Annotated in this window: 21 protein-coding genes; 12 read left to right on the top strand and 9 right to left on the bottom strand. The window is 57.8% G+C overall.

Translation table 11 applies throughout. The features are described from left to right. Position 1: 1 nt before the first annotated feature. The 4 genes from ACQZ5M_RS05545 to ACQZ5M_RS05530 all read left to right on the top strand — a co-directional run bounded on the left by ACQZ5M_RS05545 (position 2) and on the right by ACQZ5M_RS05530 (position 4700). Entirely contained in the window at positions 2–1162 is a 1161-nt protein-coding gene (locus tag ACQZ5M_RS05545; RefSeq protein WP_296015689.1) for a carbohydrate ABC transporter permease, read from the top strand. Between the two features lie 38 nt (positions 1163–1200). Further along, positions 1201–2856, top strand: coding sequence for a beta-galactosidase BglA (gene bglA, locus ACQZ5M_RS05540; RefSeq protein ID WP_296074912.1), 1656 nt, complete (start codon positions 1201–1203; stop codon positions 2854–2856). Positions 2857–2877: 21 nt separating this feature from the next. Beyond that, positions 2878–3966, top strand: a complete 1089-nt coding sequence (locus ACQZ5M_RS05535; RefSeq protein ID WP_296039062.1) for an ABC transporter ATP-binding protein — start codon at positions 2878–2880, stop codon at positions 3964–3966. A 377-nt stretch (positions 3967–4343) separates the two neighbouring features. Next, a complete protein-coding gene (locus ACQZ5M_RS05530; RefSeq protein WP_296039111.1) occupies positions 4344–4700 on the top strand; it encodes a hypothetical protein in 357 nt (118 codons plus the stop codon). 64 nt (positions 4701–4764) lie between these two features. On the opposite strand, the gene ACQZ5M_RS05525 is transcribed toward ACQZ5M_RS05530, so the two are convergent. The 6 genes from ACQZ5M_RS05525 to ACQZ5M_RS05500 all read right to left on the bottom strand — a co-directional run bounded on the left by ACQZ5M_RS05525 (position 4765) and on the right by ACQZ5M_RS05500 (position 13319). Beyond that, a complete protein-coding gene (locus tag ACQZ5M_RS05525; RefSeq protein WP_296074916.1) occupies positions 4765–6126 on the bottom strand; it encodes a metallophosphoesterase in 1362 nt (453 codons plus the stop codon). 190 nt (positions 6127–6316) lie between these two features. Further along, entirely contained in the window at positions 6317–8134 is a 1818-nt protein-coding gene (gene edd, locus ACQZ5M_RS05520; protein ID WP_296074918.1) for a phosphogluconate dehydratase, read from the bottom strand. A gap of 108 nt (positions 8135–8242) precedes the next feature. Further along, positions 8243–8941, bottom strand: a complete 699-nt coding sequence (pgl, locus tag ACQZ5M_RS05515; protein WP_296074921.1) for a 6-phosphogluconolactonase — start codon at positions 8939–8941, stop codon at positions 8243–8245. Between the two features lie 12 nt (positions 8942–8953). Next, entirely contained in the window at positions 8954–10429 is a 1476-nt protein-coding gene (gene zwf, locus ACQZ5M_RS05510; RefSeq protein WP_449079241.1) for a glucose-6-phosphate dehydrogenase, read from the bottom strand. A gap of 156 nt (positions 10430–10585) precedes the next feature. Continuing rightward, positions 10586–11872, bottom strand: coding sequence for an NAD(P)/FAD-dependent oxidoreductase (locus ACQZ5M_RS05505; RefSeq protein WP_296074924.1), 1287 nt, complete (start codon positions 11870–11872; stop codon positions 10586–10588). 10 nt (positions 11873–11882) lie between these two features. Next, positions 11883–13319 carry a glutamine synthetase family protein gene (locus ACQZ5M_RS05500; protein ID WP_296015671.1) on the bottom strand — a complete coding sequence of 479 codons (1437 nt, stop codon included), beginning with the start codon at positions 13317–13319 and terminating at the stop codon, positions 11883–11885. A 127-nt stretch (positions 13320–13446) separates the two neighbouring features. Between ACQZ5M_RS05500 and ACQZ5M_RS05495 the strand changes: the two genes are divergently transcribed. Further along, positions 13447–14631: a BaiN/RdsA family NAD(P)/FAD-dependent oxidoreductase gene (locus ACQZ5M_RS05495; protein WP_296039053.1), complete on the top strand. Its 1185-nt coding sequence runs from the start codon at positions 13447–13449 to the stop codon at positions 14629–14631. Between the two features lie 124 nt (positions 14632–14755). Here ACQZ5M_RS05495 and ACQZ5M_RS05490 read toward each other — a convergent pair whose 3' ends face one another. Further along, a complete protein-coding gene (locus ACQZ5M_RS05490; protein WP_296039051.1) occupies positions 14756–15256 on the bottom strand; it encodes a hypothetical protein in 501 nt (166 codons plus the stop codon). On the opposite strand from ACQZ5M_RS05490, the gene ACQZ5M_RS05485 reads away from it, so the two are divergent. Next, complete coding sequence (locus ACQZ5M_RS05485; RefSeq protein ID WP_296039050.1) at positions 15246–16115, top strand: LysR family transcriptional regulator; 870 nt, start codon at positions 15246–15248, stop codon at positions 16113–16115. The genes ACQZ5M_RS05490 and ACQZ5M_RS05485 overlap by 11 nt on opposite strands. A 100-nt stretch (positions 16116–16215) precedes the next feature. Here the strand turns inward: ACQZ5M_RS05485 and ACQZ5M_RS05480 are convergent, their stop codons facing one another. Continuing rightward, a complete protein-coding gene (locus ACQZ5M_RS05480) occupies positions 16216–16461 on the bottom strand; it encodes an SMc00767 family acetate metabolism repressor (protein WP_296015665.1) in 246 nt (81 codons plus the stop codon). Between the two features lie 87 nt (positions 16462–16548). Beyond that, positions 16549–17838 carry an isocitrate lyase gene (aceA, locus tag ACQZ5M_RS05475; RefSeq protein ID WP_449079240.1) on the bottom strand — a complete coding sequence of 430 codons (1290 nt, stop codon included), beginning with the start codon at positions 17836–17838 and terminating at the stop codon, positions 16549–16551. 239 nt (positions 17839–18077) lie between these two features. Here aceA and ACQZ5M_RS05470 point away from each other — a divergent pair, with 239 nt between their 5' ends. From ACQZ5M_RS05470 to ACQZ5M_RS05445, 6 genes are all read left to right on the top strand, one after another. Next, a complete protein-coding gene (locus ACQZ5M_RS05470; RefSeq protein ID WP_449079239.1) occupies positions 18078–19496 on the top strand; it encodes a helix-turn-helix domain-containing protein in 1419 nt (472 codons plus the stop codon). A gap of 298 nt (positions 19497–19794) precedes the next feature. Continuing rightward, entirely contained in the window at positions 19795–20892 is a 1098-nt protein-coding gene (locus tag ACQZ5M_RS05465; protein WP_296039045.1) for a polyamine ABC transporter substrate-binding protein, read from the top strand. Positions 20893–20976: 84 nt separating this feature from the next. Beyond that, positions 20977–22134: an ABC transporter ATP-binding protein gene (locus tag ACQZ5M_RS05460; protein WP_296074925.1), complete on the top strand. Its 1158-nt coding sequence runs from the start codon at positions 20977–20979 to the stop codon at positions 22132–22134. 11 nt (positions 22135–22145) lie between these two features. Next, complete coding sequence (locus tag ACQZ5M_RS05455) at positions 22146–23054, top strand: ABC transporter permease subunit (RefSeq protein WP_296015656.1); 909 nt, start codon at positions 22146–22148, stop codon at positions 23052–23054. A 3-nt stretch (positions 23055–23057) separates the two neighbouring features. After that, positions 23058–23870 (top strand): ABC transporter permease, encoded by an 813-nt coding sequence (locus ACQZ5M_RS05450; RefSeq protein WP_296039041.1) that lies wholly within the window; start codon positions 23058–23060, stop codon positions 23868–23870. A gap of 58 nt (positions 23871–23928) precedes the next feature. Next, the gene (locus ACQZ5M_RS05445) at positions 23929–25884 is read left to right on the top strand and encodes an acetoacetate--CoA ligase (protein ID WP_449079238.1); all 1956 of its coding nucleotides are present in this window, start codon (positions 23929–23931) and stop codon (positions 25882–25884) included. Positions 25885–26120: the final 236 nt, after the last annotated feature.

Here is a 26120-nt window from a genome sequence, read left to right as displayed (position 1 = left end):
TATGACCATCGCAACCCGTCTGCGCCGCATCGGCCTGCCCCGTCTTATCGTCCATGCAAGCGTTCTCTTCATCGTTCTGCTCTGGCTTTTGCCGACGCTCGGCATTCTGGTCAGCTCGCTGCGCGACAAGGATCAGATCGTCGTCTCCGGCTGGTGGACGGCCTTCTCCAGTTCCAACCAGACGCAGGCACTGCGCCTTGGCGATCCATCGACCCAGACCCAGCAGGGCGATCGCTTCGTTATTGCCGGGAACGTCTTTGGTGAAGGCAAGAGCGGCCATGTCTCCGCCTTCGGCGTGCGTGTTCAGGAACCGGCAGCCTTCAAGGCCGGTACGTCTGCAGATCTCGGTGATGGCGAGACGCTCCAGCTCAACGAGGACGGCAGCTATCAATATAGCAAGAATGCCAGCTTCGAAGGATCGCGCGCAAAACGCGTCTATGTCGTCGTTTCCACGCCGCCGATCTTCACGCTCGACAATTATCGCACCGTGCTCCTCTCCGAAGGCATCGGCCAGTCCTTCGTCAACTCTCTGACAGTCGCCATTCCCGCAACCATCATTCCGATATTGATTGCAGCGTTCGCCGCCTACGCGCTCTCTTGGATGCGCTTCAGTGGCCGTTCGTTGATGATTGCACTTGTGGTCGGTCTGATCGTCGTGCCGTTGCAGATGTCGCTCATTCCGCTGCTCCAGCTCTATAACTGGATCGGCAACGTCTTTGGCGTGCCGTCCAAGACCTATGCCGGCATCTGGTTGGCACACACAGCCTTCGGTCTGCCGCTCGCCATCTATCTGCTGCGCAATTATATCTCCGGTCTGCCGAAGGAAATCATCGAGAGCGCTCGCGTCGATGGCGCCAGCGATTTTGAAATCTTCGTCAAGATCGTCTTGCCGCTGTCCTTCCCGGCGCTCGCCTCCTTTGCCATCTTCCAGTTCCTTTGGACCTGGAACGACCTGCTCGTCGCCATGGTGTTCCTCGGCACACAGAAGGATGAACTGGTGCTGACTGGTGCGTTGAATGCGCTGCTCGGCTCGCGTGGCGGCAACTGGGAAATTCTTACCGCGTCGGCCTTCGTCACCATTATCGTGCCGCTCTGCGTCTTCTTTGCGCTCCAACGTTACCTTGTGCGCGGCCTCTTGGCTGGCTCCGTCAAGGGAGGCTGATCGAACCCATGAATGCTTTCAATCAACAGGACAATGCCATGACCGCGACCGTTTCTTCCGCTCTCACTCCCGACAAGGATTGGTGGCGCGGCGCTGTGATCTACCAGATTTATCCGCGCTCCTATCAGGACTCCAACGGCGATGGCATCGGAGACCTGAAGGGCATCACCTCCAGACTGGAACACATTGCCAATCTCGGCGCGGATGCCATCTGGATCTCGCCCTTCTTCACTTCGCCCATGCGGGACTTCGGCTACGACGTCTCGAACTACGTCGATGTTGATCCGATGTTTGGCACGTTGGCGGATTTCGATGGCCTGATTACTGAGGCACATCGCCTTGGTATCCGCGTGATGATCGATCTGGTTCTGTCTCACACCTCCGACCAGCATCCCTGGTTCGTGGAAAGCCGGTCCAGCCGCAGCAATCCGCGGGCGGATTGGTATGTTTGGAGCGATGGCAAGCCGGACGGCACGCCGCCCAACAACTGGCTGTCGATCTTCGGTGGTTCCGGTTGGCAGTGGGACCCGACCCGCATGCAATATTACATGCACAATTTCCTGACCTCGCAGCCGGACCTCAATCTGCATAATCCGCAGGTACAGGAAGAGCTCTTGAACATCACCCGCTTCTGGCTGAAGCGCGGCGTCGATGGCTTCCGCCTCGATACGATCAACTTTTACTTTCACGACAAGGAACTGCGAGACAACCCGGCGCTTGCGCCGGAACGCCGTAATGCCTCCACCGCGCCTGCCGTGAACCCTTATAATTTCCAGGAACATATCTACGACAAGAACCGCCCGGAAAACCTGGAATTCCTCAAGCGCTTCCGCGCCGTTCTGGACGAGTTCCAGGATATCGCCGCTGTCGGCGAAGTCGGTGACAGCCAACGCGGTCTTGAAATCGTCGGCGAATACACGTCGGGCGATGACAAGATGCAGATGTGCTACGCGTTCGAATTCCTGGCACCGGATGCGCTGACCCCGGCGCGCGTTGCAGAAGTCCAGGCAGCCTTTGCTCAAGCGGCACCTGAAGGCTGGGCCTGCTGGGCTTTCTCCAACCACGACGTGGTGCGCCATGTCACGCGCTGGGGTGAGACGGTCGAGGACAAGGATGCCTTTGCCAAGGTGCTGTCGGCTCTGTTGATGACGCAGCGCGGCTCTGTCTGCATCTATGAGGGAGAAGAGCTTGGCCTGACGGAAGCCGACATCGCCTTCGAAGATCTGCAGGATCCCTACGGCATTCAGTTCTGGCCGGAATTCAAGGGCCGCGATGGCTGCCGCACGCCAATGGTCTGGGATGCCGGCCACGCGCAGGCAGGCTTCTCCACTTCCGACAAGACATGGCTTCCTATCCCAACGGAACACAAGATGCGCGCAGTCAGCGCGCAGCAGGGCAACGAAGGCTCCGTTCTGGAGCACTATCGCCGCTTCTTGGCGTTCCGCAAGCAACACCCTGCCTTTGCGAAGGGCAAGATCGAATTCCAGGACGCGGATGCGACTGTCTCGAGCTATACCCGCACGCTTGGCAACGAAACCGTGCTTTGCCTCTTCAACCTCTCCGCAGTCGCAGCAACGGCAAAATTACCGGACGGTGAGTGGGACGTCTTGGATGGTCACGGCTTTTCGGCTGAACGGAATGGGACGACCGTAGAACTTCCGGCATGGGGCGCGTTTTTCGCCCGGCACGCGTAACAGGATAGGGAGGAGCACCGCATGACTGGACTTATTCTCAAGGGCATCCGTAAATCCTATGGTGAGGTCAAGGTCCTGCATGGGATCGACCTCGATATCAAGCAGGGCGAGTTCATTGTCTTTGTCGGTCCGTCCGGCTGCGGCAAGTCCACGCTTTTGCGCATGATCGCCGGTCTGGAGGAAATCACTGGCGGCGAAATGTATATCGACGGCCAGTTGGTGAATGAGATCCCGCCGTCACGGCGCGGCATCGCCATGGTGTTCCAGTCCTACGCGCTCTATCCGCACATGACGGTCTACGACAACATGGCCTTCGGCATGAAGATCGCAAAGGAAAGCAAGCAGGAGATCGATCGCCGTGTTCGCGCTGCCGCCGAAATCTTGCAGTTGACGCAATATCTGGAGCGTCTTCCGAAAGCACTCTCCGGTGGCCAGCGTCAACGTGTTGCCATCGGTCGCGCTATCTGCCGTAACCCCAAAGTCTTTCTCTTTGACGAGCCGCTCTCGAACCTCGATGCCGCACTTCGCGTTGCGACCCGCATCGAGATCGCCAAGCTCAGCGAAAAGATGGCCGACACCACCATGATTTACGTGACTCACGATCAGGTGGAAGCCATGACGCTGGCAGATCGGATCGTGGTGTTGAATGGCGGTCGCGTGGAGCAGGTGGGTGAACCGCTGGAGCTTTACGAAAACCCCGCCAACCTCTTCGTCGCGCGCTTCATCGGCTCGCCGGCCATGAATATCATTGCCGCTACAGTAGAAAGTGCCGGTGAGACGACCATGCTCAAACTTGCCGACGGCAAGCCGCTTGCCGTTCACATCCCGACCACGCAAAGCGAACAGGGCAAGGCGGCATCCTTCGGCGTGCGTCCCGAAGACCTGTCAATTGCGACCGGCGACGACTATCTCTTCGAGGGCAAGGTTTCCATCGTAGAAGCTCTGGGTGAAGTGACACTGCTCTACCTGGAGGCCCCGTCAGGTGAGGAGCCGATCATCGTCAAAATTCCTGGCATAGCGCCTGTGAAGAAAGGCGAAACATTGCGCTTCTCTGCGCCGTCCGAAAAGCTACATCTTTTCGATGCACTCGGTAAAACATATCGGCGATAGTTCGCCGATATCTGCCCTACTGGTTTCAAAGACGTTTCTGCGCCAAGAAGCGGAAGTCGCTTTAGGTGTGTATCTCGTTTGCAGAGGGCTGACTTGCAAACGATACGCTCCAATATGAAACCTATTTCGGCATCGTCCATTTTGCTTGCTCTTCTGGAGAAGCCTTCGTCGGGAAACGAGGCTTTTCCAGTCGCAAGGCGGTTTGAAATAGTGACCTTTACGAGGGAGGTCTGGCTGTCACCCCGTCGTCGTCATTTGAGAGAAAATTAAACTCTTCTGTTTTAGGATTCTTCGGCAAAGACTTGGAAAGGAACGTCGCGTTGAACGTGCGGGCAAATCTCGGTAAGCCGACCTACTTGAGCAAGGAAGAATCTTTCATGTACGACCGTGAAGGTCGGTTCAAGATGGAAGATACGATGAACGCGGCGCGCATCGAATATACCGAGAAAGCCGTCATGAACATGGCGTCCCGCCGTTGCGACGTCGTCAGGATTTCCCGGTCCGAAGCCGTTCTCGCATTTATCACGCAGTGTAGCTTGCCTGCTGAGTTTTATCTGGACATCCCAGACGCCCGCATCAACAAGATCGGCTGCGTGTTGATGAAGACAAATGCCAACAACACTGTGCAGGTTCGCTTCCTTCGCCTTCTCAATCAGAAGGAAATGGATCGCATCTTCGTCTTCAGCACCCATCCCGCCCATCGTGACCGGACGTTGGATCTGCGATCCTTTTGATCTGTGGCCTGCCAGAGACTTTCCGGCAAACGAAACTCGGATCTTGCGTGAGATCTTGCCTTCCTTACGCGAGCCCTTCAAGCACCGTTTGTTTGAGTTTCACATTCTCGACCTCGCTGAAAACAAGATCGTCACGACCGAAATAGGACTTCTGGTTGATGGCTGACCAATCGTTGCAGACGAGCTTGTAACGCTCTTTCGTTGCGGGCTTATCCGGCATCGCGTAAAGATAGTCGCCGGTGCGTTTGGCGAGTGGAATATCGCCATCCTGGTTGCAACGGCTCAGAATCCGGTCCAGCACTTCGCCATCGACCTCTGTCACCAGCATTTTGCCCTCGAAGCGCAGGCACGCGTTGAAATCGTAGCGGCGAATGTCGCCTTTTGGCAGGCCAGCACCGAAGGAGGTGTGGCCCACGAATCCTACATCCGCTCTCGCCTTTGCGGCAATAAGCTCGGCCACGCGACGCCCTGCCTCATCCACAGTCATCGCTTCTGCCGTTTTGGCGACAACTTCCAGTTCTTCTGGTGTCAGATGTTGGGCAAGCGTCTTTTCGATTTGCGCGCCAAGGGAAGGGGAGGCCGCTGCGTTGCGATCGACCGCTATGGTCTCGATGGCTGCAGCTTGGCCGGGCGCTTCGATGGTTGCAACTGCCATTGAGGTGCACCACGATCCGGTGTGAATGTAGCGCGTGGCACCGACCTCATGCAGGAAGTTCAGGTGGTCATGGCCGCCCACGACCAGCGTGCCATCTGGCAGCACAGGCAGGATGTCGCGGTCCGCCACCACACCGGCATGACTCATGACGATGTTGATGGCATCCGGCCTGGCGATCTCGGGAAGGTTGGTCTTCGCCCATTCCACCGGCTCCGGGATGGTCAGCGCATCGCGCGCTACCTTCGGATAGGTGTTTATGGCGTTGGTGGCGAGCCCGGCCACGATGACCTTGCGTCCGTCCACTTCGAACGTCTTGCTTGCTGGCGCGTAGGGCGCGCCGATCCGCTTGTCGATGATGTTGGAAAGTACGGTGATGCCGAGCCCCTTGGCCCGGCTGACGAAACGGCCAAGGTCGTTGTCGATATCCGCCTCATGGTTACCGATGTTCACCACGGTGGGTGCGAGCTTGGCAAGTGCAGCAAGGAAGCTCCACTCGATCTCACCTTGAGACCGCATCGCAACCGTATTGCCGCTTTCGAATAGGTCGCCATTCAGGAGAATGATGTGTGTGCTTTTGTCCGCGGAAATGCGCGTCTCGATCGCTGCGAGAAGCTGTCCCATACGCTCGTAGGCGGAGTGCAGGTCGGAGATGACGATGGCACGCAGCGGAGCCTTCTGATCGGCGGAGGCCGGCAAACGCATGAGCGGCAGCATGGCAGTTCCGGCCATGAGCTTCAGCGCATTACGGCGCGTGCGTGAGAAAAACGTCATACTGCCCCCATCAATTCAGGCTGCGGCACCGCCCCCGCGGCTGGCTGCACACGCCCTATAGGGCGACTATCACAGACGCATGACAGCAGAGGCGTGAGCCTTCACGTCAATAGGGGAGAACTGGAGAGGGGATGTCAAGGCGTGGCGCCAGAGCATGGCGGATGCTCTGGCTGGGGGATGACTGGGCAAATCAGTGAAAGACGCTCGCGCCCTGATCTGCCGGACCGGCGTTGCGGCGGAAGGGAGCAAAAAGCTCACGGCCCATGCCCCACTCATTAGCAGAGAGATCGGCCCGTGCTGGCTCGCGCCTGGAAAGCTCTGCCGCCGAAACCAGAACCTCCAATGTGCCCGATACGGCATCGAGACGAATAATGTCTCCATCGCGGATGAGCGAGATCGGCCCACCATCGCATGCTTCCGGTGTGACGTGAATGGCGGCGGGCACCTTGCCAGATGCTCCCGACATGCGTCCATCGGTGACGAGCGCCACCTTGAAGCCGCGATCCTGAAGCACACCGAGCGGCGGGGTCAGCCGGTGCAATTCCGGCATTCCGTTGGCCTTCGGTCCCTGGAAACGCACGACGGCGATGAAGTCGCGGTTCAGCTTGCCGTCCTTGAAGGCATCCTGCAACTCCTGCTGATCGTGAAAGACGATGGCAGGAGCTTCGATGATATGACGCTCCGGCTTGACGGCGGAAATCTTGATAACGGACTTGCCCAGATTGCCGGTCAGCATCTTCAAGCCGCCCGTTGGCTGGAACGGCGTTTCGATGCGCGAAAGAACCTTCGGATCGTGGCTCTCTTCCGGCGCTGCTTCGCGCTGAATGCTGCCGTTTTCGCCAAGCTTGGCATCGATCGTATAGGCTTCAAGCCCGTGACCGAAAACCGTGCGCACATCATCATGCACGAAGCCCTGCTTCAGCAGTTGCTTGATCAGGAAGCCCATGCCGCCAGCGGCATGGAAATGGTTCACATCCGCAAGACCGTTCGGATAGACCCGCGCCAGAAGCGGCACGATGTCGGAGAGGTCGGAGATATCCTGCCAGGTCAGAACGATGCCCGCGGCCCGCGCCATGGCGATCAGGTGCATGGTGTGGTTGGTGGAGCCGCCTGTTGCATGCAGGCCGACCACGCCGTTCACGACCGAGCGCTCATCGATCATCTCCCCCGCAGGCGTGAATTCGTTGCCCTGCGCGGTAATCGCCAGCGCCCGCTTCACGGCTTCCTTGGTCAACGCGTCTCGCAGCGGCGTATTCGGATTGATGAAGGAGGAGCCGGGCATATGGAAACCCATGATCTCCATCAGCATCTGGTTGGAATTTGCGGTGCCGTAGAAGGTGCAGGTGCCGGGGCCGTGATAGGACTTGGACTCGGCCTCCAGCAGTTCGGCGCGACCGACCTTGCCTTCCGCATAGAGTTGGCGAATGCGCGACTTCTCGTCATTCGGAAGGCCGGTCGTCATCGGGCCGGCCGGAATGAAGACGGCTGGCAGATGGCCAAACGTCAGTGCTGCGATCACCAGGCCTGGCACGATCTTGTCGCAGACGCCGAGATAGACGGCGGCATCGAACATGTTGTGCGACAGGCCGATGCCGGCTGCCATGGCGATGGCGTCACGGGAAAACAGCGAGAGCTCCATGCCGGGCTGGCCCTGTGTGACCCCGTCACACATGGCGGGGACTGCACCCGCCACCTGCGCAATGCCGCCTGCGTCCTTGGCCGCATCCCGGATGATCTGTGGGAAGACCTCGTAAGGCTGATGGGCCGAAAGCATGTCGTTATAGGCGGTGACGATGCCGAGATTGGGAACCCGGTCGCCGGCAAGGATGTCCTTGTCGGCGGGGGAACAGACGGCAAAGCCATGAGCGAGGTTGCCACAGGACAGGGTGGAGCGATGAACGCCCTTGGAGACCTGGAGACGAAGCCGCTCGAGATAGATCTCGCGATAAGGTTTCGAACGTTCAATGATACGGTCGGTAATTGCCTGAACGCGTGAGTCGGCAGCCATGGGCTTCATCCTGTCCTTCTGTGGAGCGTCGGCCACAGGTTTGGGAGAGCGGGCCGACGATCTTGTTTCATTGAAATACTGGCAGCGACGCCGCACGAATGCGGATCGTTACGGCGCCCAATAGATGTTTAGTGTCGAATCCGCCCTGTTCAGCACGGATCGTATCGGCATCTCGTCCTCATCCAGATCGGACTTGGCCTTCGCAAGCGTTTCCTTTTTCGCCGCACCTTCAATGTGCAGAACGAGGAAACGCGCATCGTGGAGAGCCGAGAGGTTGAAGGTCAGTCTTTCCTCACCGGCGTTTTCCGCAGCCATGGTCAGGACGGTGCGAGGCTCGTCGAGATCGAGCGCTTCTTCCAGATTGTCACCGCCGGGAAAGAAGGACGCGGTGTGTCCATCGTTGCCCATGCCCAGGATCACGATATCGAAAGGATCGCAAATGTCTGCGGTCTTCGCTGTCGCCAGGGTTGCTGCGTCTTCAGGTGAAGCGGCAGACTGATAGAGTGGAACGAAATAGGCGGCCTTGGCTTCGTTTTGAAGAAGGTTGTCTGCGACCAGCTTGTGGTTCGAGCGATCATTGTCGGCAGGCACGAAACGCTCATCCACCAACGTGATGCTGACGCGGGGCCATTCCAGCTGTTGCTTTGACAGCGTCTGGAAGAAGAGCTTCGGTGTAGAGCCGCCCGAAACTGCCATGCTGGCAGACCCGCGCTCGTCGATCGCGGCCTTCAGCTGAGAAACGACATCGCTGGCGAGTTTTTCCGCCAGTTCAGTCCCGTTGGTGAAGACGTGCATGTTCGGTTCCATCCGCGTCTCCACTCAATCGGCCTCATGCCAGGTACGTCCGTCGCGCTCGATCAGCGCAATCGCGCCGCTCGGTCCCCAGGTGCCCGACGTATAACCCTGGACGCCCTGATTGACGGCTTCCCAGCTTTTCAGGATCGGATCGACCCAGTTCCACGCCGCTTCCACTTCGTCGCGGCGCATGAAGAGCGTCTGGTTCGAGCGGATAGTATCCATCAACAGACGCTCATAGGCATCCGGGTTACGCACGTTGAAGGCTTGCGCAAAGCTCATATCGAGCGACACCTGGCGAAGGCGCATACCGCCCGGACCCGGGTCCTTGATGAGCAGGGACTGTTTAACGCCTTCATCCGGCTGCAGGCGGATCACCAGCTTGTTGGCTTCGATCTTGCCAGCGGCGTCGTCGAAGATCGAGTGCGGGATCTGCTTGAACGTGACCACGATTTCCGACACGCGCGTGGCAAGCCGTTTGCCGGTGCGGATGTAGAAGGGAACACCTGCCCAGCGCCAGTTGCCGATTTCCGCCTTGATAGCGACGAAGGTTTCCGTGTTGGAAACGCCGCCTTCAAGCTCTTCCAGATAGCCCTTCACCGCGCCGCCTGCCGATGCGCCTGCGCGATATTGTCCGCGCACGGTGTTCTTTTCGACATTGGATTGGTTGATTGGCTTGAGCGCGCGCAACACTTTCAGTTTCTCGTCGCGCACCGCTTCGGCGTTCATCGAGGAAGGGGGCTCCATTGCCACAAGGCAAAGCAGCTGAAGAATATGGTTCTGCACCATATCGCGAAGCGCGCCAGCCTTGTCGTAGTAACCTGCGCGGCCTTCAAGCCCGACGGATTCCGCGACCGTGATCTGCACGTGGTCGATATGTGTGGAATTCCACAGCGGCTCGAACAGGGCGTTGGCAAAGCGCAGAACCATCAGGTTCTGAACGGTTTCCTTGCCGAGATAATGGTCGATACGGAAGATCTGCTCTTCCTTGAATACGTTGCCGAGCGTGTCGTTCAGCTCCAGCGCGGAAGCCAGGTCGCGACCAATCGGCTTTTCCACCACGATGCGAGTGGATTTGGTGATCAGCTTGTGGTCACGGATCTTGGACGCGATATCGCCGAAAATTCCCGGTGCGACTGCAAGGTAGAATGCACGGATGCGATCCTTGCCTTCGTCAAGAAGCTTCTTCAGCTTGTCCCAGCCATCGTCTGACTTGGCATCGACCGGAATATAGAAGAGGCGCGCGCAAAACTTGGCAACCTGCTCCTCATCATATTCGCCAGACTTCAGATGCTCCTTCAGAGCGTCCTGTGCGAATTTGCGATATTCCTCATGTGTCATGACAGAGCGGGAGGCGCCGATGATGCGGGTCGGCTCAGTCAACTGGCCTTCCACCTGGCGGTGGTAAAGGGCAGGCAGAAGCTTGCGTTCTGCCAGATCGCCAGTGCCGCCGAAGACGACGCAATCAAAGGGGTCAACGGGAATAATTTGACTGCTCATGTCGATTCTCTCGATCTCTACACGTTAGGGGCATCCATAATCTAATCGATTTAAAAATGCCAGAGTTGATGTAACAAATAATGAATTTTGCCGCTGGCCAGTTATTCCACTGAGGGGTCCAACCGGCACTTTTGCACAATGCGGAGGCAGACCAGTTTAAAACCTGTCTCTCAACGCATACCACGTCAGTGCCAGGAACAGGAGTGGCGCCCTCAGCGATGCCCCACCCGGAAACGATGGTACGTCGAGCGCGGCAAACTGATCCAGCGCCTTGTCCTTGTTGATCACCATATCGGCGTAAAGCTTGCCGCAATAGTTGGACAGCATTACCCCATGGCCGGAATAGCCGCCAATGGAGAGCACGCCGGGCATGACTTCGCGCACGAATGGCTGGCGTGTCATGGTTATTCCGACGGAGCCACCCCAGGCGTGGGTCATCTCGACATTGCCAAGTGCCGGATAGATTTCTGCAATCTGCTTGCGGATGTGCTTGGAGATGTCGCGCGGCGAATCGGCCGTGTATGCTTCACGCCCGCCGAAGAGCAGGCGGTTGTCCGGCGTCTTGCGGAAGTATCGCACGACGAAGCGCGAATCGGCGACCGCTTCCTTGTCCGGAATGATGGATGGGAACTCGTCGAGCGGTGCCGTTGCCCCGATGAAGGAGCGGATCGGCATAACATGTGCTGCGGTGACAGGCTCCAGATTGCCGATATAGGCATTGGTCGCGATCAATACCCGGGTTGCGGTGATCGTGCCGGTACGTGTCTCGATCAGCGTCTTGCCGCCCGACTGGCGGATCGCCGTGGCCGGCGTCATTTCGAAAATGTCGGCGCCCGCCGCCTTTGCGGCCCTCGCCAGTCCGACCAGCAGTTTCAATGGGTGAATATGGCCGGTGCCGGTATCGCGCACACCGCAATGATAGTGGGACGACCCCAAGCGATCTGCAGTTTCCGCCTTCTCCATGAAGGCAATCTGCTCATAGCCATAACGGCCTGTCATGGCATCAACGCTGTCGCGATAGCTCTTCTCGTAGGCGCGCTTGTGCGACACGTTCAACTGGCCGGGCAGAAACTCCATGTCGATCTGGTTGTCACGGGCAAAATCCAGCACATAGTGCTTGGCATTTTCTGCAAGATCGAAGAGCGCCTTGGAGCGCTCGAAGCCGATCTTCTCTTCAAGCTCATCCGGCCAGGCGCGCTGCCCGGTGCCGAACTGCCCGCCATTGCGACCAGAGGCGCCATCGCCAAACCGATGCGCTTCGATCAGCGTGACGGAAATGCCTGCACGCGCCAGAGTGTAGGCCGCCTGAAGACCGGTGAAGCCGCCGCCGATAATGGCGACGTCCGCAGTCCGCGAACCATCCACCGCCGGATAGGTCGGCCTCTCGGCAACCGTATCCTGATACCATGAAACGCCCGGCGCTATCGGGCTCTGCCATGCCATATCGTTCACCTCAAACGTTCAGCAGTAGGAACTCGCGCTCCCAGGGACTGATCACCTGCATGAAGGTTTCGAATTCGCCACGCTTCAGGCCAGCGTAAAGACCGACGAATTCGTTGCCGAAGATGCGCTCGAACTGCTGCTCCTGCTCGAGCAACGCAACAGCCTCGAGCAGACCACGCGGTAGCTCGATCGAGCCTTCATTTGCCGTCTCGTAAGTCGGCTCGGTCGGCTCGATATTGTTCATGATGCCGAGCCAGCCGCAGCCGAGCGAGGCCGCGAGCGCGAGATACGGGTTGGCGTCCGAACTTGGCAGCCGGTTTTCCACGCGCCGCGCCTGCGGGCCCGAGATCGGCACGCGAAACGCGGTGGTGCGGTTGTCGTAACCCCAGGCATTGTTGACCGGGCAAGCCATGTCCGGCGTCAGGCGTCGATAGGAATTCACATAGGGGGCAAGCATCACCAGCGCGTTGGGAACGTAGCGCTGCATACCACCGACGAAGGAGAAGAACTCTTTCGACGGGCTGCCGTCCTTGTTGGAAAACACGTTTTGTCCGGTCTCGATATCGATGACGGACTGGTGAATATGCATGGCCGAACCGGGCTGGGCCTGCATGGGCTTGGCCATGAAGGTCGCGTAGATCCCGTGTTTAAGCGCCGCCTCGCGAATGGTGCGCTTGAAGAGAAATACCTGATCGGCAAGCTCGACCGGATCGCCATGGCGAAGGTTGATTTCCAGCTGTGCCGGACCCTCTTCGTGGATGAGGGTGTCGATCTCCAACCCCTGCTTCTCGGAGAAGTGATAGATGTCATCGATCAACTCGTCGAACTCGTTGATGCCGGCGATCGAATAGCTCTGTCCGCCGACGATGGAGCGGCCTGAACGGCCCTTCGGCGGATGCAGTGGGTAATCGGGGTCGTCGTTCATTGCCACGAGATAGAATTCGATTTCCGGCGCAACGACCGGCTTCCAGCCCTTTTCCTGATAAAGAGCGAGCACGTTCTTCAAGACGTTGCGAGGCGTATAGGAAACGGGTTTGCCTTCCTGATCCACCACGTCGCAGATGACCTGCGCAGTCGGATCGCTCTCCCATGGAACGACCGAGAGCGTGGAGAGATCGGGGACCAGCTTCAGGTCACTGTCACGTGGCTCGTAGCGGAAATTCGCGGTCTCGTCCGGATAATCGCCGGAAATCGTATGGCGATAAAGTGCGGATGGGAGTGCAAGAGATGTGTCACCGGTGAACTTCGCCGTCGGCATCATCTTGCCGCGTGGCACGCCAGCGAGGTCGGGGGTGATGCATTCAATGTCTTCGATGCCGCGTGCCTTCAGCCATTGCGCCGCTTCGCGCCAGGTGGAGACGCCGCGGGTAGAGGAGAGCTCAACGGGTGGTTTCTTCGCCATGGTTGCCGGCTTCTTCGGGCGGAGCATGGTTTTCTTGGGGGGCATAAATCACCGGGGTCTGTTTCGACTGGGGCCATAATAGTCAGACTTTGACAATTGGCGAGAGGGGAATGCGCATTGACAAGAAGCCTGACTTCGAAAAGAGGGAGTGCAACAACGATAAGGAAAATCCATGACGGAAAAATGTGATGTGCTGATTTTGGGGGCGGGCGCCGCAGGCATGATGTGCGCCATCCGCGCCGGTCAGCGCGGCCGCTCCGTCATCATTCTCGACCACGCCAAGGCGCCGGGCGAGAAAATCCGCATCTCCGGCGGCGGGCGCTGCAACTTCACCAACATCCATGCAGGACCTAAGAACTACCTGTCGAAAAACCCCCACTTCGCCAAATCGGCGCTCGCCCGCTATACGCCGCGTGACTTTCTAGATCTGGTCGAGAAGCACAAGATCGCGTGGCACGAAAAGACACTCGGTCAGCTTTTCTGCGACGACAGCGCCAAAGACATTATCCGCATGTTGCTGACGGAGATGCAGGCGGTGAATGCCAAGCTGCGGCTCAAGTGCGAGATCACATTGGTCGAAGGTATGGCAACGGGCGGTTTCCGCGTGACGACGTCGCAGGGAGCGATCGAGGCGAAAAGCCTCGTCGTCGCCACGGGCGGGAAATCCATACCCAAAATGGGCTCCACCGGTTTCGTCTATCGTCTCGCCGAGCAATTCGGTCTCTCGCTGGTCGAGCCGCGCCCTGGTCTTGTGCCACTGACTCTCGATCCGGCACAGTTGGAACGGCTGTCGCCTCTCTCTGGCGTTGCGGTCCCGGCAGATGTCTCGCACGGGAAAACGGAGTTTCGCGAGGCGCTACTCTTTACCCATCGCGGCTTGAGTGGCCCGGCCATTTTGCAGATCTCCTCTTATTGGCGGGAAGGGGATACGGTTCGCCTGAAGCTTGAGCCGGAACAGGACATTGCCGAAAAGCTCAAAGCCGCCAAGAAAGCCAATGGGCGTCAATCCGCCCAGACGGCGCTTGGAGAGATTTTGCCAAAGCGGCTTGCGCAGTATCTCGTAGAGCAATCGGGCCTCACCAAACCTCTTGCCGATCTTTCGGACAAGATGCTGAGTGCTCTTGCGGCAAGCGCACAGGATTGGCAGATCACGCCCTCTGGTTCAGAAGGATATCGCACTGCCGAAGTTACCCTCGGCGGCGTCGATACCAGCGACCTCGACTCCAGGACCATGCAGGCAAAATCGGTGCCCGGGCTCTATTTCGTCGGCGAGGGTGTGGATGTGACTGGCTGGCTTGGAGGCTATAATTTTCAGTGGGCATGGGCGTCCGGTTACGCCGCAGGAGAGACCGTCTAGCGGCAATTCCAGTCAGTCGGTGTCCAGGGAATTGCTCGAACGCCTTTCTCTGACGCATCCCTAATGTAGAGCGAAAACCACTTTCGTCAGAATTGCTGCAGTGCCGCGATCCTTTAACATCTTGTTAAGAGGCCCGAGTCATGCTGACCTCTATGCCAGCACAACGCGAGTTGGAACATGAGGTCTCGCTGGACGCCGGAACCCGGCATTGAACGGTCAAGTTTTTCGTTGGAAGCCGCTCATGATGATGTCCAGAAATCGCGCTCGCGCCGTCGCTATTGCCCGTGCCCGCAATGACAACCTCCTTTTTGCCTTTCGTCTCAGCCTGATCGCGGCTGGTGCTGTCGCGGCATTGCTGGCCATTGCGTTTTAAGGCTTCAAGGCAAGACGTCAGTGCTGCAAATGCGCGCCGGATGATGCCTGGTGCGCAGGTTTCAGCGTAAAATTTTTCCTCTGCTTCCCGTCTTGCTTTCTGACCTTCAGGTGCTGGCACCTTGATGAGGGCAAAGGCCACAAAAATATGCTGCATGATGAACTCCTTCCGATGAGCTTCATCATGTTGCACCGCCATTTCTGCTTTATCTGCCGCCGAAAGCGCCTTATGTTTTTCATTTATGAAAAACATTGGATGGGACACGTTTCAGCTTTTTCTTGACGTTGCACGGGGAGGCGGGCTGACTGGCGCGGCAAGCACCTCGGGCTTTAGCCCTGCGACGATCGGTCGCAAAATGCTTGAGCTTGAGCAGAAGCTTGGTAAGGCACTCTTCGTCAGGAGCCAGACGGGATATGCGCTGACGGGCGACGGTCGCACTCTTTTCGATAGTCTCCTTGCTATGGAGGAGGCCGCCGGAACGATCGATGGCTGGCTAAAATCGAGCGTCGCCACGTCTCTCGTCCGGATCGCGCTTGGCACATGGAATGCGCAGCTGATGATGAGCAACTTCGCAGCCATTTGCAGCGAACGAGACGGCTTTCGCATCGACCTCTTCATTGCCGAGCAAAGAGCGACGCTCGCACACCGCGAAAACGATATCGGCATCCGCGCTTTTGAGCCGCATGAGCGCAATCTGGCGGCGATCAAGACCGGTGATGTGGCTTATGCGGCCTATCGGTTGCGCAATGCGCCTCAATCGGTCGGGGATCGCTGGATTGCGGTCGACAAGGAGAATGCGATTTCCGCCTACCTGCGGTGGCCGCATGAGGCTGCGCTAGACAAGATCCTGGTAACGGTAAACCGCCCCTCAGCGCTGCGGGAACTCATTCTGTCCGGGGCAGGCTCTGCTGTCCTGCCGTGCTTCATCGGCGATGCGGATGCACGGCTGGTGCGGGAGGGTGCTGAAATTGAGGAGCTTCGTCATCAGCAGTGGGTGGTGATGAACAATGAGGACCGCCACCGCCGCGATATACGGACGGTGGCGGATCGAATGATCAAGTTGATCAGGCAGAATTCAGACCTCTACGCCGGTCGGACTGCTGCGCGTTGAAGCGGATCGCGATCTCTCAGTTGCGCTTTAACGCTTCAGGTCCTTCTTCAGCCGCCTGTCGTTTTCGCTAAAACCGCTCCATATATATGCGCGACGTGCTTTAGGCCGCAGCCTTGTTTTGCGCGACGATGACCGGGATCAGCAGATCGCCCCAGTTCCCGTCGCCGCCATGATGGCGGGCAGAGCGGACGAGCTCGACGGAGATGCCTGCCTCGACCGCATTCATGACCGCCTGATTGAGGCGGTGGAGATCGTTTGCCAGCATGCGGATGGCAGCCTGCTGGTCCTGCGTCATGGCAGAGGACTGTTCTTCTGCCCGTTCTCTAACTCTCGAAATCGAAGCCATTGTCTTTCCTCCTCAAAGAGCATGCTGCAAACTGGCTGAATGACGGCATGCGTTAAAACAAGATCTAAAGCGTCTAAGCTTCAGCGGTTATTCTGCGGCCGGGCGGAACTGGTCGTGCTCGGTCGATTCCTTCATGGCAGTGGTGGATGAGGTGCCGCCGGAAATTGCGACGGAGACCGCATCGAAGTAGCCTGTGCCGACTTCCCGCTGATGCTTTGTTGCGGTGTAGCCGTTAATTTCGGCTGCGAATTCCGCTTCCTGAAGCTCCGAATAGGCGGCCATCTGGCGATCCTTGTAGCCGCGTGCCAATTCGAACATGCCGTAATTCAGCTGGTGGAAACCGGCAAGCGTAATGAACTGGAACTTGTAGCCCATGGCGCCAAGTTCGCGCTGGAACTTGGCAATCGTCGCATCGTCCAGGTTTTTCTTCCAGTTGAAAGATGGCGAACAATTATACGCAAGCTTTTTGCCGGGATGAACATTGTGAACGCCTTCGGCGAATTTGCGGGCCTGCTCCAGATCCGGCTTGGAGGTTTCGCACCAGATCAGGTCGCAATAGGGCGCGTAGGCATTGGCGCGGGCGATGCAGGGCTCAAGCCCGTTCTTCACCTGATAGAAACCTTCGACCGTGCGACCGGCATCGTAATCGACAAAGGGGCGGTCCCGCTCGTCGATATCGGATGTCAGAAGCTTTGCTGCTTCCGCGTCTGTTCTGGCGATGACGAGGGTCGGAACGCCCATGACATCTGCTGCAAGACGCGCTGCCGTCAGATTGCGGATATGCGCTGCCGTGGGGATCAGAACCTTGCCGCCCAGATGACCGCACTTCTTTTCCGAAGCCAGCTGGTCTTCGTAGTGAACACCCGCCGCACCCGCCTCGATGAAGGCCTTCATGATTTCGAAGGCGTTGAGCGGACCGCCGAAGCCGGCTTCGGCATCGGCAACGATCGGCGCGAACCATGTGTCGACCGAAAGACCTTTGCCTTCGGCGGTCTCGATCTGGTCGGCGCGCTGAAGCGTGCGGTTGATGCGCTTGGCAAGTTCAGGTGCGGCATTCGCCGGATAGAGCGACTGGTCCGGATACATAGCCGATGCCGTGTTTGCATCGGCAGCGACTTGCCAACCCGACAGGTAGATCGCCTTCAACCCGGCGCGAACCATCTGCATGGCCTGATTGCCGGAGAGCGCGCCGAGAGCATTGACGAAGCTTTCCTCGTTGATGAGCTTCCAAAGGCGGTTCGCGCCCATTTCGGCCAGCGAGTAGCGGATGTCGATCGAGCCGCGCAGCTTCAAAACGTCTTGCGCCGTATAGGTGCGCTCGACGCCATCGAAGCGTCCCTGTGGAGCGTTTGGAACAAGCTTGTAAAAATCAGTCATATCTCTCTCCCATGTCTATGTGCTGTCGATCTTCGTCGCCGCTGCTTATCTTGAGCTGCATCGATCTGATGTAACAGAATTTACATCTCTCGATTCGAATGGCTATATGAAAAGGAAAAACAGTGACTTGAAACGAGTTATGATGTATTGTCTTTGACAGAAGGCGCGTGTAAAAATGTAAATTTAGTAAATATGATCTGTGCCGTAACGTTGTTAGCTTTTGTTAAAAGTGGGGGATGATGGCAGAGACCAAGATATTCGCGGGGCCGCGGGTGCGACGGGTGCGCAACGGCTTGGGGCTGACGCAGACTGCCATGGCGGAGGCATTGTCCATTTCTCCGTCTTATCTCAATCTTATCGAACGAAATCAGCGGCCGCTCACGGTGCAGCTGCTGTTGAAGCTCGCATCCGTCTACAAGGTCGATCTCGACGATTTGCAAGGCGAAAGCGGTGGCATTACCAGCCAGCTGCGGGAAGTCTTTGCAGATCCGTTGCTTGCGGATGAGATCCCTTCACCCCAGGAGCTGGTTGAAGTTGCGGAAGCCGCGCCGAATGCTGCCATAGGTGTCGTCAAGCTTTACAGAGCCTATAGCGAGCAGGCGAAGCGTTTAAGCGATCTCTCCGAACTCTTGGCGCGCGAGGGGCATCAGACGACCCTATCGGCTGCCCGCCTGCCCATTGATGAGGTCCGGCAAGTCTTCGAAAGCAGGCCCGGACATTTCCCTGTCATCGACACGGCGGCAGAGGCTTTCCACGCCACGCTCGGCGCTGGCGACGATCTGACCTCGGCGTTGAGGTCGTGGTTGCAGAAAAACCATGGCATCGTCGTGCGTAGTCTGCCCGTGCATGCCATGCCGAACCTTAGACGCCGCTATGACCGGCACTCCATGCGTCTGTTTCTCTCCGAACGGCTCTCCGGCCACGATCAGCTTCGCGAACTGGCCATGGAGGTCTCGCTGCTCGCGCTGACTTCGGAAATAGCGCAGGAGCTGGAAGGCCTTGCGCTTTCCGGTGAGGAAGCCCGGCGCATTGCCCGGTTCGAGCTGGCGCGCTATGCCGCACATGCCTTGATGATGCCCTATGCGCCCTATCTGGCTGCGGCCCAACGGGGGCGCTACGATATCGATGTACTGCGCGGGCGCTTCAATGTGTCTTTTGAACAGGCGGCCAATCGCCTCGTTACCCTGGCAAAACCGGGGTCGCACGCGCTACCGTTCTTCATGATGGAAACCGACAGTGCAGGGAACCGCTTCCGCAAGGCTGGGGCGCAAGGCTTTCCGCAGGCAAAATTCGGGGGCCTCTGTCCCCGTCTGAATATTCATGCCGCTTTTGCTCAACCGGGACAGGTTCTGGTCGAAAGCGTGCAGATGCCGGATCGTGAAACCTATGTGACCATTTCGCGCACACTTGAAGGACCGCAGGCGGGCTTCGGCGAGCGGGTGCGCCGTACTGCATTGATGTTGGTGGTTGAGATGGCGCATGCCAAAGATATCGTCTATGGCGATGCCGCCGGCGCGTCGGGCCTTGCCATCGCTATTGGGCCGTCGTGCAGGCTTTGCGAGAGGCAGGGATGTCTGTCGCGTGCGGAGGCGCCTTTGACGCGCCCGCTTGGTCTCGACGAAATGGTGACCGGTCTCAGCGTCTTCGATTTCCAATAGAACGCCGTGTCTTCTGCTGGACACATTAACGACGCCCGACCCTTTTGGATCGACTTATGGGCGCAAAAATAGGGCCCCGGCTTTCGCAACGATACCATCGGGTGGCCCGGCAAAACCGGCGCCGCGGGGCTTTGGCGGTGATGGGTGGTGGGTCGTGCATATTTGCTCCACAGCGTCCTTTGCTCGAAATTTTCGCACTGCACATTTCTGCTTGCCGAGGCAGCTTTTCCTTTTTAGTCTCACGACAAAACAAAGGGGTTTGCGCAGTTTCTCGTCATGCGCCACATCAGGAGAAATCATGAGTTACCGATCGCTTCGTTTCACTCTGGCTTTTGCCACGGCCGTTCTCTCTGCCGGCGCTGCCTTTGCCCAGGAAAAGGTCGTCCACGTCTATAACTGGTCGGACTACATCGACCCTTCGATCCTTGAGGACTTCACCAAGGAGACTGGCATTAAGGTCGTCTATGACGTGTATGATGGTAACGAGGTGCTGGAGACGAAGCTCCTGGCAGGCAATTCCGGCTACGATGTCGTAGCCCCCACGTCGCCCTTTCTTGCACGCCAGATCAAGGCCGGTGTCTATCAGAAGCTCGACAAGTCGAAGCTTCCGAACCTGAAGAACATGTGGCCGGAAATCACCACGCGTCTTGCGCAGTACGACCCCGGCAATGAATATGCCGTCAACTATATGTGGGGCACCACCGGCATCGGCTATAATGTCGCCAAGGTGAAGGCCGCATTGGGTGACGTGAAGATCGACAGCTGGGACGTCCTGTTCAAGCCGGAAAATGCCAAGAAGCTGCAATCCTGCGGCATCAATATTCTCGACGCTTCCGACGAGACCTTTGCGATCGCCATGAACTACATCGGCAAGAATCCCGACAGCAAGGACACTGCCGATCTCGAGGCTGGCGGCGATGTCTACAAAGCGATCCGCCCTTACGTGAAGACGTTCAACTCATCGGCCTATATCGATGAACTGGCTAATGGCGATAGCTGCATCACCATCGGCTGGTCCGGCGACATCCTGCAGGCCAAGACCCGTGCAGAAGAAGCCAAGAACGGTGTCGAGGTCAATTATGTGATTCCGAAGGAAGGCACCTATATCTGGATGGATTCCTTCGCAATTCCCGCTGATGCCAAGAATGTCGAGGCGGCACACACCTTCATCAACTATATGATGAAGCCGGAAGTGGCTGCCAAGGCTTCCGATTTCGTCCAGTACGCAAACGGCAACCTAGCCTCGCAGGCGGTGATGAATCAAGCGGTTGCGAAAAACCCTTCCGTCTATCCAGACGAGGCGACGATGAAGAAGCTCTTCACCATCTCGCCCTATGGGCCGCGTGAGCAGCGCGTTCTGAACCGCGTCTGGACCCAGATAAAAACCGGAAGCTGATCCGTATTTGGACAGAAGGGGCAGGCAGTGAAAGCCTGCCCCTTTGACGTTCCGCCCTTTTCGCGAAACAACACAGAGCAGGTCATGGCGAAATCACTCGGTCCGGTAAAACGCAAATTCTCTCCCTGGACAGACCCTTCCTCGGTACCTTTCATCCGGTTCGAAAACGTGACCAAGCGGTTTGGTGATTTCACCGCCGTCGATAATCTGACGCTTGACATTTACGAGCGCGAATTCTTCTCGCTGCTGGGACCATCGGGTTGCGGCAAGACCACGCTGATGCGCATGCTGGCAGGCTTCGAGGAGCCGACGTCTGGTCGCATTCTGCTGCAGGGCAAGGACATTTCCGGCGTGCCGCCCTATAAGCGTCCGACCAATATGATGTTCCAGTCCTATGCACTCTTCCCTCACATGTCGGTGGAGAAGAATATCGCCTTCGGCCTGGAGCAGGATGGTCTGCCGAAAGCCGACATCGCTGCGCGCGTCGACGAAATGTTGCGCCTCGTCAAGCTCACCGAATTTGCCAAGCGCAAGCCGAGCCAGCTTTCGGGTGGTCAGCGACAGCGTGTGGCTCTTGCGCGGTCGCTTGCCAAGCGGCCAAAGGTTCTTCTTCTGGACGAACCGCTTGGCGCGCTGGACAAGAAGCTGCGTGAAGAAACCCAGTTCGAGATCATGGATCTGCAGCAGACGCTCGGCCTCACCTTCCTGATCGTTACCCACGATCAAGAGGAAGCCATGACGGTTTCGGACCGGATCGCGGTTATGGACAAGGGCATCGTCGTTCAGGTGGCAACGCCTGCCGAAATATATGAGGCGCCGAATAGCCGCTACGTCGCGGACTTCATCGGCGACATCAATATTTTCGAAGCGAAAGTCGAGAGCAAAACGCCTGCCGAAGTTAAGCCCGCGCAAGTGGTGCTGGATTGCGAAGGCCTGAAGGTGACGGTGGAGCAGGATTGCGCCGCCGGCGTCGGCAGCCCGGTCGCTTTTGCCGTTCGCCCGGAGAAGGTTCGCATCTCGCTCGATGCGCCTGCCGATGGAACGATGAATGTCGCACATGGCGAGGTTTGGGATATCGGCTATCTCGGGGATTTCTCCATCTTCATCGTCAAGCTGGATGATGGTCGCATCATGCGCGCCGCCCAGGCCAATGTCTCGCGCCTCGTCGATCGCCCCATCACATTCGACGACAAAGTCTGGCTAACCTGGAAAACCGATTCCGGCCTTGTTCTGACCCGATAGGAGAGTGACAGATGGCGATCCCTTCTCCTGAAAGCCGCCGGAATCCACTGCAATGGCTGGTGGTGGCTGTTCCCTATTTCTGGCTCCTGCTGTTCTTTGCGGCCCCCTTCTTCATCATTGTCAAGATATCGCTCTCCGATACGGCCATTGCCATGCCGCCCTATGTGCCGGTCTTCGAAGGCTTCAGCCGGATCGGGGAGTTCTTCTCGCAACTCGATTTCGACAATTACCTGTTTCTGACCGAAGACCCGCTCTATATCGAGGCCTATCTGTCCTCGTTGCGGATTGCGGTCATTTCGACGCTGCTGCTTCTTCTGATCGGCTACCCCATGGCGCTCGCCATGGCGCGGGCACCGAGCCACATTCGCCCGACTTTGGTCATGCTTGTCATCCTGCCGTTCTGGACGTCGTTTCTGATCCGCGTCTACGCCTGGATCGGCATTTTGAAGCCGGAAGGGCTTTTGACGGTTCTGTTCCAAACGCTTGGAATTCTCGGCCCGGACGAGCAGGTCAACATCTTCCGCACCGAGATTTCCGTCTTCATCGGCATCGTCTATTCCTATCTTCCCTTCATGGTGCTGCCGCTCTATTCGGCTCTGGAGAAACTCGACAACACGCTTCTGGAAGCTGCCGCCGATCTTGGCTGCCCGCCCTGGAAGGCCTTCTGGAAAATTACCTTCCCATTATCATTGCCAGGTGTGGTGGCAGGCTCGATGATCTGCTTCATTCCGATCACCGGTGAGTTCGTCATTCCCGATCTTCTCGGCGGCGCTCAGACGCTGATGATCGGCAAGACACTCTGGACCGAATTCTTCGGGAATCGCGATTGGCCGCTTGCCTCGGCGGTAGCCGTCCTGCTCTTGCTGTTGCTGGTCGTGCCGATAGCCATCTTCCAGAACCAGCAGAAAAAGGCGGGATGAGCGATGAAACGCGGTAAGTTCGACACGACCATCCTCACCCTCTGCTTCGCCTTTCTCTACATCCCGATCCTGATCCTGGTGATCTATTCCTTCAATGCCTCGAAGCTGGTGACCGTCTGGGGCGGGTTTTCATTTCACTGGTATCAAGCCATGTGGTCGAATGAAGGGCTGATGGATGCGGCATGGATCACCGTGCGCGTGGCAGTTCTGAGCGCTACCATCGGAACGATCCTTGGGACGCTAGCCGCCCTGTCGCTGACACGCTTTGCGCGCTTCCCGGGACGCATATTGTTTTCCGGAATGATTTATGCGCCGCTCGTCATGCCGGAAGTTATCACCGGCCTGTCTCTCTTGCTTCTCTTCGTGTCTATTGGTGTCGATCGCGGTTTCTGGACGGTGGTCATCGCTCACACGACCTTCACCATGTGCTACGTAGCGATCGTCGTTCAGTCCAGGCTTCTGACGTTCGACCGTAGCCTCGAAGAGGCAGCGCTCGATCTCGGCTGCCCGCCGGTCAAGACCTTCTTCCGCATCACTCTGCCTCTCATTCTGCCAGCGGTCGTTGCAGGCTGGATGCTGGCATTTTCCCTGTCGCTGGACGATCTCGTGATCGCAAGCTTCACCACGGGGCCTGGCGCCACAACGCTGCCGATCAAGATCTATTCGCAGGTCCGACTGGGGGTGACACCGGAAATCAACGCGATCTGCACCATCCTCATTGCGTTGGTGACGATAGGGGTGATCTGCGCTTCGATCACATCCAAGCGGAACGAGCTCCAGCGTATGAGAGATGAGCATGCCGCTGCCAAAGGCTGAATGATATTCAGCATGCCCGACAAAGGCGTATCGTGACTGGGGCGGGAGGAGGCTACCAATGACTGATACAAATCCACTCTGGGTGCCCTCGGCCGAGCGTATTGCGCAATCGCCCATGACGCAATTCATGCAATGGTGCGCCGATCGATACGCATCGAGCTTCGCAAATTATGATGCTTTTCACCGTTGGTCAGTGGATGAGCCTGAAGCCTTCTGGAGCGCTGTCTGGGCCTATTGCGGTGTCATCGGAGAGCCGGGATTACGCGTTCTGATCGAACGCGGGGATATGTTGAAGGCGCGCTTCTTCCCGGATGCCGAGCTGAATTTCGCCGAAAATCTCTTGATCCACAGCGGGCCTGAAGATGCCATTATCTTTCGTGGCGAAGATAAGGCCGACGAGCGCTGGTCCTGGGATCGGCTAAGCGAGGAAGTCTCGCGGTTGCAGCAAGCGCTTAGCGATAAGGGTATCGCGCCCGGCGACAGGATCGCCGCCATGATGCCAAACATGCCGCAGACGGTCGCGCTGATGCTGGCAGCCACATCGCTCGGTGCGGTCTGGTCGTCATGTTCGCCCGATTTCGGCGAGCAGGGTGTGCTGGACCGTTTCGGCCAGATCGGCCCGAAACTCTTCATCGCCTGTGACGGCTACTGGTACAATGGCAAACGTCAGGAGGTCGTCGGTAAGGCGAAAGCCGTGGCTGAGAAACTTGGCGTGACGCTACTTCTCGTGCCCTATGCAGGTTCTGCCGCCGATGCAGATCGGACGGATGAGCCGGGCCTTGTTCGATATGACGATTTCATTCGGGCCTATCGCGGTAGAAAGCTGCGCTATAGCCGTCAGCCCTTCAACCACCCGCTCTACATTCTCTTTTCTTCCGGCACCACCGGAGTGCCGAAATGCATCGTGCATTCGGCCGGCGGAACGCTTTTGCAGCACCTGAAGGAACATCGTTTCCACTGTGAATTGAAGGAGGGGGAGCGGCTTTTCTACTTCACCACCTGCGGCTGGATGATGTGGAACTGGCTCGTAACCGGGCTTGCCTCCGGCGCCACGCTCTGTCTTTACGATGGTTCGCCTTTCGCACCCGACGACAACGCGCTGTTCGACTATGCGGAGAAGGAACAGTTTGCGGTCTTCGGCACCTCAGCCAAGTATATCGACGCGGTACGCAAGGCCGGTCTTGAGCCTGGAAAGACGCATGATCTTTCGGCGCTCAGGCTCGTCACGTCTACGGGGTCGCCGCTGTCGCCGGAAGGCTTCTCCTTCGTGTATGATGGTATCAAAAGCGACATACAGCTTGCATCTATCTCAGGCGGAACCGACATCGTCTCCTGCTTCGTGCTCGGCAATCCGGTAAAGGCGGTCTGGAAAGGTGAGATTCAGGGTCCGGGGCTTGGTCTTGCTGTGGACGTCTGGGACGACGCGGGCCAGTCTGTTCACGGCGAAAAAGGCGAACTCGTCTGCACCGCTCCCTTTCCCTGCCAGCCCATCATGTTCTGGAACGACGCGGATGGAGAGAAATACCGCGCAGCCTACTTCAGCCGTTTCGAGAATGTCTGGTGTCATGGCGACTTCGCCGAATGGACCGCCCATGGCGGGCTGATTATTCACGGACGCTCGGACGCGACCCTGAACCCGGGCGGCGTGCGCATCGGTACAGCCGAGATTTACAACCAGGTCGATACGATCGATGAGGTGCTGGAAGCGTTGTGCATCGGCCAGGATTGGGACGGCGATGTGCGCGTGGTACTCTTTGTTCGTCTGAAAGAAGGCGTCGCGCTCGGTGATGCCCTCACTGCACGGATCAAGAATCGTATCAGAACGGGCGCTTCGCCGCGCCATGTTCCGGCGAAGATCATTGCCGTTGCCGATATCCCGCGAACCAAATCGGGTAAGATCGTTGAACTTGCGGTTCGTGATGTCGTCCATGGACGCCCGGTCAAGAACAAGGAAGCGCTGGCCAATCCGGAAGCGCTTTCGCATTTCGAAAACATCGCTGTGCTGCAGAGCTGATCAAGCTTGAAGCTTCGCAAATATTCGATAGATCCACTCTGTTCGCGGCGATTTGGCACTCGCTAGGATTTGTTGCCCGTCAATGGTTGGCTGTGCTTTTAACCTTCTCTTAAATTGAATTGTCCAAAACTGGATTCAACGCGGGTCCATTCAATGAGCGGATGGAGAGCCGGTGGCTCCAAAAAACATGATGTATTTTTAGATCCTACTCTCGTTGAAAGCACAAATTCAGTGGC

Source organism: Rhizobium sp. 22-785-1 (assembly GCF_053521965.1).
This window is presented reverse-complemented; position numbering and strand designations above follow the sequence as displayed.

Coding starts and splice junctions, on each gene's coding strand:
- ACQZ5M_RS05545 (WP_296015689.1), top strand. CDS start 2: ATGACCATCGCAACCCGTCTGCGCCGCATCGGCCTGCCCCGTCTTATC.
- bglA (WP_296074912.1), top strand. CDS start 1,201: ATGACCGCGACCGTTTCTTCCGCTCTCACTCCCGACAAGGATTGGTGG.
- ACQZ5M_RS05535 (WP_296039062.1), top strand. CDS start 2,878: ATGACTGGACTTATTCTCAAGGGCATCCGTAAATCCTATGGTGAGGTC.
- ACQZ5M_RS05530 (WP_296039111.1), top strand. CDS start 4,344: ATGTACGACCGTGAAGGTCGGTTCAAGATGGAAGATACGATGAACGCG.
- ACQZ5M_RS05525 (WP_296074916.1), bottom strand. CDS start 6,126: ATGACGTTTTTCTCACGCACGCGCCGTAATGCGCTGAAGCTCATGGCC.
- edd (WP_296074918.1), bottom strand. CDS start 8,134: ATGGCTGCCGACTCACGCGTTCAGGCAATTACCGACCGTATCATTGAA.
- pgl (WP_296074921.1), bottom strand. CDS start 8,941: ATGGAACCGAACATGCACGTCTTCACCAACGGGACTGAACTGGCGGAA.
- zwf (WP_449079241.1), bottom strand. CDS start 10,429: ATGAGCAGTCAAATTATTCCCGTTGACCCCTTTGATTGCGTCGTCTTC.
- ACQZ5M_RS05505 (WP_296074924.1), bottom strand. CDS start 11,872: ATGGCATGGCAGAGCCCGATAGCGCCGGGCGTTTCATGGTATCAGGAT.
- ACQZ5M_RS05500 (WP_296015671.1), bottom strand. CDS start 13,319: ATGCCCCCCAAGAAAACCATGCTCCGCCCGAAGAAGCCGGCAACCATG.
- ACQZ5M_RS05495 (WP_296039053.1), top strand. CDS start 13,447: ATGACGGAAAAATGTGATGTGCTGATTTTGGGGGCGGGCGCCGCAGGC.
- ACQZ5M_RS05485 (WP_296039050.1), top strand. CDS start 15,246: ATGAAAAACATTGGATGGGACACGTTTCAGCTTTTTCTTGACGTTGCA.
- ACQZ5M_RS05490 (WP_296039051.1), bottom strand. CDS start 15,256: ATGTTTTTCATAAATGAAAAACATAAGGCGCTTTCGGCGGCAGATAAA.
- ACQZ5M_RS05480 (WP_296015665.1), bottom strand. CDS start 16,461: ATGGCTTCGATTTCGAGAGTTAGAGAACGGGCAGAAGAACAGTCCTCT.
- aceA (WP_449079240.1), bottom strand. CDS start 17,838: ATGACTGATTTTTACAAGCTTGTTCCAAACGCTCCACAGGGACGCTTC.
- ACQZ5M_RS05470 (WP_449079239.1), top strand. CDS start 18,078: ATGGCAGAGACCAAGATATTCGCGGGGCCGCGGGTGCGACGGGTGCGC.
- ACQZ5M_RS05465 (WP_296039045.1), top strand. CDS start 19,795: ATGAGTTACCGATCGCTTCGTTTCACTCTGGCTTTTGCCACGGCCGTT.
- ACQZ5M_RS05460 (WP_296074925.1), top strand. CDS start 20,977: ATGGCGAAATCACTCGGTCCGGTAAAACGCAAATTCTCTCCCTGGACA.
- ACQZ5M_RS05455 (WP_296015656.1), top strand. CDS start 22,146: ATGGCGATCCCTTCTCCTGAAAGCCGCCGGAATCCACTGCAATGGCTG.
- ACQZ5M_RS05450 (WP_296039041.1), top strand. CDS start 23,058: ATGAAACGCGGTAAGTTCGACACGACCATCCTCACCCTCTGCTTCGCC.
- ACQZ5M_RS05445 (WP_449079238.1), top strand. CDS start 23,929: ATGACTGATACAAATCCACTCTGGGTGCCCTCGGCCGAGCGTATTGCG.